This window comes from uncultured Wocania sp. (assembly GCF_964021735.1).
Taxonomy (GTDB): Bacteria; Bacteroidota; Bacteroidia; order Flavobacteriales; family Flavobacteriaceae; genus Wocania_A.
Window position 1 is genome coordinate 1 of sequence record NZ_CAXIBN010000177.1, and the last position, 6,420, is coordinate 6,420.

The following is a 6,420-nucleotide window of genomic DNA, read 5'->3' on the forward strand; positions in this document are numbered from 1 at the left end:
AACTATTTAGAAGTTCATAAAGAAGAATTTGAAACAAGTTCGTTTTGGAAGAAAAATGCACATTTACTTTTGGTATTTTATCTTCACGATAGAGATTTAGATTTACTTGATTACATAATAAAATTAGTTGAAGGTTGGCAATATCCCAATGAAGACTTAAAAATTATTAAACAAGATTGGGAATTAATAAATCAAAAAATTAAAGACGGAAAAGCTCACGAATTATCAGAAGGAGACACATTCTATCTTGGAGCTTGTACAAAAGGTTCAACTGCTCTAAAATCGTTCAGAAATCAACCATTTAATAAAGAACAAGCAAAACAAAGAGCATATTCTTTAAAACAAGGATATGTAAATCACATAATTGCAAACATTGCTCAAGAAGAAACTGCTGTTTATGGAAAAATAATTGAACGACCTGAAATTTTAGACAAAGTACGATCTATTGAGGAAATAGTAATTTTAAAATTTCATCCATTTTATGGCAAATCAGCAGAACAAATAGAGAAAGAATTGGGTTTAGAATTAAATCAAAATGCCAAAAGCTATTTTGCAAATCTTACAAATGCAATTCTTGGACTTCAACTCGGTCAAAAAATTGAGGAATTTGAAAAAGCCGATATTCAAGTAAAAACTATAAGACTTAAAGAAAATGATTTACCAAAGGAAGACATTTCATTTCCAACATTTGAATATCAAGAACTTGTAGAAACAGATTGGGAAGATTCAGATTTTAAGAACATTTTGGAAAGCAAATTTTTCTTTGTGTTTTATCAATTTGAGGGAGAAAATCTGATTTTAAGAAAAGTGAAATTTTGGAATATGCCCTACTCTGATATTGCTGAAGCCAAAAATGTTTGGCAAGAAATGGTAAAGACAGTTGCAAGTGGAGAAATCTTAAAAGAAGTAACTGAAAAAGGTGTAAGAAAAACTTATTTTCCAAAGAAAACTGAAAACAGAATAAGTCACGTTAGACCACACGCAAGAAATGCAGCAGATACTTATGAATTACCTGTCGCAGATAAATTAACAGGATTGACTGAATATACAAAGCATTGTTTTTGGTTAAACGCAAGTTATGTGAAAGACGAAATATATCTGAAATAAGCCAACGCTACAAACAGAACGGAAAATAAGTACGAAAAACAACAAAGAACTGAGTTAAAAAATAGCGGTTTAATCTTTTAATCGAAAGAAAATAAATATACTAAAGGTCTGTTATAAACCGAAAATTTAGTGTGTAAAATCCGCTACTTTTCATACACAAAACCGATAAGCATAACCTAAAAAACACCCACCACTACCTCTAAGTTTCACTTAGTGGTTTTTTAAAATAGTCAATTAAAATAAAGTGCTTTCTTTTTTTAAGAAAAAAAGTTATACCAATAAGCAAAGCTTAGCGGTAGCTCGATTTAAATAAAACTACTCTATCCTCTCAATATGCGCACCAATAGCACGTAAACGTTCATCAATGTTTTCGTAACCACGGTCTATTTGCTCAATATTCATAATCGTAGATGTGCCTTTTGCAGATAAGGCAGCAATTAATAAGGATACTCCAGCACGAATATCTGGCGAGGTCATGGTAGTTGCTTTTAAAGTCGATTTAAAATCATGCCCAATAACGGTAGCACGATGCGGATCGCAAAGTATAATTTTTGCGCCCATATCAATCAATTTATCAACAAAAAACAAACGGCTTTCAAACATTTTTTGATGGACTAAAACGCTACCTCTAGCTTGTGTAGCTACTACCAATATAATACTTAATAAATCTGGAGTAAACCCTGGCCAAGGTGCATCAGAAATGGTTAAAATAGAACCATCAATAAAGTTTTGTATTTCGTAACCATCTGTATGTGCAGGAATATGAATGTTATCGCCTTGTCTTTCAACAGTAATACCTAATTTTCTAAACACGTTGGGTATCACGCCTAAATCGTCCCAAGACACATTAGTAATGGTTAATTCGCTTTTTGTCATTGCTGCTAAACCAATCCAACTTCCAATTTCAATCATATCTGGAAGCATGGTATGCTCTGTTCCGCCTAAGCTTTCAACACCATCAATAATTAACATATTAGAACCTACGCCACTAATTTTAGCGCCCATTCTATTCAGCATTTTACAAAGTTGCTGTAAATAAGGTTCGCAAGCTGCGTTGTAAATAGTGGTTTGTCCTTCGGCTAAAACAGCAGCCATAACAATATTTGCTGTTCCGGTAACTGAAGCTTCTTCAAGCAACATGTATGTACCTTTTAGCTTATCGGCTTCAACACCGTAAAAATGGTCTTCTTTACTGTATCTAAATTTAGCACCTAGTTTTATAAAACCCAGAAAGTGGGTATCTAAACGACGACGACCAATTTTATCGCCTCCAGGTTTTGGAATATACCCTTTACCAAAACGTGCTAACAAAGGGCCAACAATCATTATAGATCCTCGAAGTCCTTTACCATCTTCTTTAAACTCTGGAGATTCTAAATATTTTAAATTAACATCATCTGCTTGAAAAGTGTACGTCCCTTGTGATCGTTTTTCTATTTTAACACCTAGATTTTTTAATAAACTAATAAGCTTATTAACATCTACAATGTCTGGAATGTTGTGTATTGTAACAACTTCTGGAGTTAATAAAACAGCGCATAAAATTTGTAACGCTTCGTTTTTAGCACCTTGTGGCCTAATACTTCCTTTTAATTGGTGACCACCTTCAATTTTAAATGTTCCCATAAATACTTTTAATAGCGTTTTCTTTGGCGGTTATTTTGATTCTTTTTTTGGTGTCCGCCTTTCTTATTGTTACTACTGTATTTAGTTTTGGTACGCATCAAGCTTGTTGAGTCTGATAATTCTTCTTCAGAATTTCGTAAATCTATGTCACCGTTTGATAATTCAAATAAATGATTATAAATAACTGCATCTTCCACCGTGTCTTTATTCCAATTTAAAAAACACTTTTTCATATGATTTGCAATCGTATACGTTAAAGCTTCTTTAAGTTCGCCTGCTTCCCACGTATTAGCAACGTCAATCATTGTTTTAATATTGTTTCCATAAAAACGATACTTCGGAAAATTTTGAGGATATTTTAAAGGTTCTGGACGCTCTTCTAGGAGTTCCTTAGTAGGTTTCTCGTAAGGAGAATCAACATCTAATTCAAAATTAGCCATAATAAAAAGCTGATCCCAAAGTTTATGCTGAAAATCTGGAACATCTCTTAAATGTGGCTGCATATTACCCATTACCGAAATAATGGCTTTAGCTAATTTATTACGTTCTTCTTTTGTTTCTCTTGTTTTTGCATGATTAATCATTTTCTGCATGTGGCGTCCGTATTCTGGAATGATTAAATGCTCACGCTCTGTGTTGTATTCTAAATCGTCTATCAAAATAAATGTGTAGAGTTAATGTTATCTGCATGTAGTTGTTATGCTTGCGCAAAATACAAAAAAAAACTAAAGGCTTATCACACCTTCTACTTTTTCTGCGACTTCTTTATACTTTTCAATTACAGCATCTGGATTTCGCATAAGCAGGTTAACCGATACACTTGTGTATTTTCCGTTTTTAGATTCTTTTGTATTTATAACAGCGCCCATATTATCAAAAATAGCCTCAAGTTTAGCTATTTTTTCTAAATCTGATTTTACAATAAATTTATATAAGTATTCTGTAGGCCAAAGTGCCGTATCATGTAATTGGGTTTTTAGTTTTTCGTAGAATTCTTCTGAATTTGGAGGTGTGCTCATAAATTATTTAATAAGTTGCAAAGATACTGTTTATTTGGATTTTTTTTATAGAAGTTAAATTCCGATTTTTACAGCATAAATCTCACCTATTTGGATATTAAAAGAATTGTTATAACTGGTGGCCCAGGAACAGGAAAGTCTAGTATTATTAACGAATTAATTAGTCGTGGCTATACGTGCTTAGAAGAAATTTCGCGTCAAGTAACTCTTGATGCTAAAAAAAACGGAATAGATCAACTATTTTTAACAAACCCTTTACTGTTTAGCGAATTGCTTTTAAGAGGTCGTGAACAACAATATAATCAGACGTCAAACTTAAATACAGGTGTTGTTTTTTTAGATCGTGGCATTCCTGATGTTTTAGCTTATATGGACTTTATTGGAGATACCTATCCGCAATATTTTATTGATGTTTGTAAAGATAGTATTTACGATTGCGTATTTATTTTAAAACCTTGGCAAGATATTTATGTGAGTGATAATGAGCGTTATGAAAGTTTTGAGGACGCCTTAAAAATTCATGAACATTTACTTAACACCTATCAAACTTTTAATTATAAATTGATTGATGTACCTTTTGATACGGTTGAAAAACGAGTTGATTACATACTTAATACTTTAAATATGTAAGATGGAACATCCCATAAACATATTAGAACGCTATTGGAAATTTACAGCCTTTAAACCCAACCAAGAAGCTATTATAAATGCCGTACTTGAAGGCGAAGATACCTTTGCTTTGTTACCAACTGGTGGCGGAAAATCGTTATGTTTTCAAATTCCAGCTTTAGTAAAAGAAGGCATTTGCATAGTTATTTCGCCGTTAATCGCACTTATGAAAGACCAAGTGCAGCAACTTAACAATAAAGGCATAAAAGCCATGGCGTTAACGAGTGGAATTTCGTATAGTGAATTAGACACCCTTTTAGATAATTGTATTTACGGAAATTACAAATTTTTATATCTATCGCCAGAACGCTTACAACAAGAATTAGTACAAGATAGAATCAGGTTAATGAATGTGAATTTAATTGCTGTAGATGAAGCGCATTGTATCTCGCAATGGGGAAGCGATTTTAGACCAGCATATAAAAACATTACGCTATTGCGACAACTGCAACCTAGTGTAAATGTGATTGCTTTAACGGCATCTGCTAAACCAGAAGTTATTGAAGATATTACTAAAGAGCTTGATTTTATTCAACCTAAAATATTTAAACAATCGTTTTATAGACCTAATTTAGCATATATGGTTTATCATGAAAACGATAAATATTACCGTATTGAAAGCATTTTAAAAAAGTATAGTGCCTCATCGATTATTTACGTTAGAAATAGAAAACTAACTTTAGAATTATCTTCTTTTTTAAGCTCAAAAAACATTACTGCAACGCATTATCACGGTGGGCTTTCAAACGATGAAAAGGATAAAAATATGACTGCTTGGATAAATAACCAAAAACAAGTTATGGTGGCCACAAATGCTTTTGGAATGGGCATTGATAAACCCGATGTAAAAACAGTTATTCACTTAAACTTACCCGAAAGTATAGAAAGTTATTTTCAAGAAGCTGGTCGTGTTGGAAGAAATGGCGACAAAGCTTTTGCTGTTATTTTAAAGAATAATAGCGATGCTGTTTTGGTTAAAAATCAGTTTTTAAAGGTGTTACCAACGGTAAATTTTGTAAAACAAGTGTACAGGAAACTGTGCAGTTATTTTCAAATATCGTATGGTGAAGGTGAGTATATAACAAACGATTTCGATTTTAATTCGTTTTGTAAAACCTATAATTTTAGCTCGATTTTATGTTATAATGCGTTGTTACTTTTAGATAGAAATAGTGTGATTACCTTATCAAAACAATTTAAAAATAAGGTCACGGTTCAGTTTATTATTTCAAGTTCGGCTTTATTTAATTATTTAGAAACACATCAAGAATTAAATCTTATAGTAAAATCGATGCTTAGAATGTACGGTGGTATTTTCGACCATATTACTAAAATAGATTTAAAGCGTATTGCAGAAAAAGCTTCGGTTACAGAATCTGAATTAATTAATGCCTTACATGAATTAAAGAACAATCAAATCATATCACTAGATTTAGCTAAAACTGACGCACAAATCACCTTTATTCAACCACGTGAAGATGATAAAACTATTAACCGCATCGCAAAAATTATAGAACAGCAAAACAAACTAAAACAACAGCAAGTAAAAAGCATGCTGGATTATATTGAAAATGATACGGTTTGTAAAAGCATGCAACTCCTTACCTATTTTGGTGAAAAAGAAATAGAACCTTGTGGTATTTGTTCGGTTTGTGTTGAAACCAAAAAAGAGAAAGCTCCACAAGATTTAAAATCTTTAAAAAATAGTATTATTGAATTATTAGAGACTGGCGAGTTGTCATCACGTCAAATAAATACAAACATTGAAGCTTCAGAAAAAGACATAAAAACAGTTTTAAAATTACTACTAGAGCATGGTATTATAAATATTACGCCAACAAACACCTATAAATTAAGTCATATATAAAATGGGGTTGTTTAGTGTGTTGCTTGACTTTCTAAAAAAATTCAGCTACCTTCGTTTACCTGTGCTGAACTTGTTTCAGTAACACGGTTATAAAACATATTAGCAGACAGTTTATATCCGAAAATCATTGTA

Annotated in this window: 6 protein-coding genes; 3 read left to right on the forward strand and 3 right to left on the reverse strand. The window is 32.0% G+C overall.

The genetic code is table 11. From position 1 onward, the window contains the following. Positions 1-1,107, forward strand: a 1,107-nt coding sequence (locus tag AADI82_RS12840) for a Sau3AI family type II restriction endonuclease (RefSeq protein ID WP_341216829.1), incomplete at its 5' end; no start/stop codon positions are given. A 315-nt stretch (positions 1,108-1,422) separates the two neighbouring features. On the opposite strand, the gene murA is transcribed toward AADI82_RS12840, so the two are convergent. The 3 genes from murA to AADI82_RS12855 all read right to left on the reverse strand — a co-directional run bounded on the left by murA (position 1,423) and on the right by AADI82_RS12855 (position 3,752). After that, positions 1,423-2,733: a UDP-N-acetylglucosamine 1-carboxyvinyltransferase gene (gene murA, locus AADI82_RS12845; RefSeq protein ID WP_341216830.1), complete on the reverse strand. Its 1,311-nt coding sequence runs from the start codon at positions 2,731-2,733 to the stop codon at positions 1,423-1,425. Positions 2,734-2,741: 8 nt separating this feature from the next. After that, positions 2,742-3,392 carry a DUF4290 domain-containing protein gene (locus AADI82_RS12850; RefSeq protein WP_341216831.1) on the reverse strand — a complete coding sequence of 217 codons (651 nt, stop codon included), beginning with the start codon at positions 3,390-3,392 and terminating at the stop codon, positions 2,742-2,744. Between the two features lie 66 nt (positions 3,393-3,458). Next, complete coding sequence (locus tag AADI82_RS12855; protein WP_034040423.1) at positions 3,459-3,752, reverse strand: DUF493 family protein; 294 nt, start codon at positions 3,750-3,752, stop codon at positions 3,459-3,461. A gap of 90 nt (positions 3,753-3,842) precedes the next feature. On the opposite strand from AADI82_RS12855, the gene AADI82_RS12860 reads away from it, so the two are divergent. Both AADI82_RS12860 and AADI82_RS12865 read left to right on the forward strand, forming a co-directional pair. Next, positions 3,843-4,382, forward strand: coding sequence for an ATP-binding protein (locus AADI82_RS12860; RefSeq protein WP_341216832.1), 540 nt, complete (start codon positions 3,843-3,845; stop codon positions 4,380-4,382). A 1-nt stretch (position 4,383) separates the two neighbouring features. After that, complete coding sequence (locus tag AADI82_RS12865; RefSeq protein WP_341216833.1) at positions 4,384-6,288, forward strand: RecQ family ATP-dependent DNA helicase; 1,905 nt, start codon at positions 4,384-4,386, stop codon at positions 6,286-6,288. The last annotated feature ends 132 nt before the right edge of the window (positions 6,289-6,420 follow it).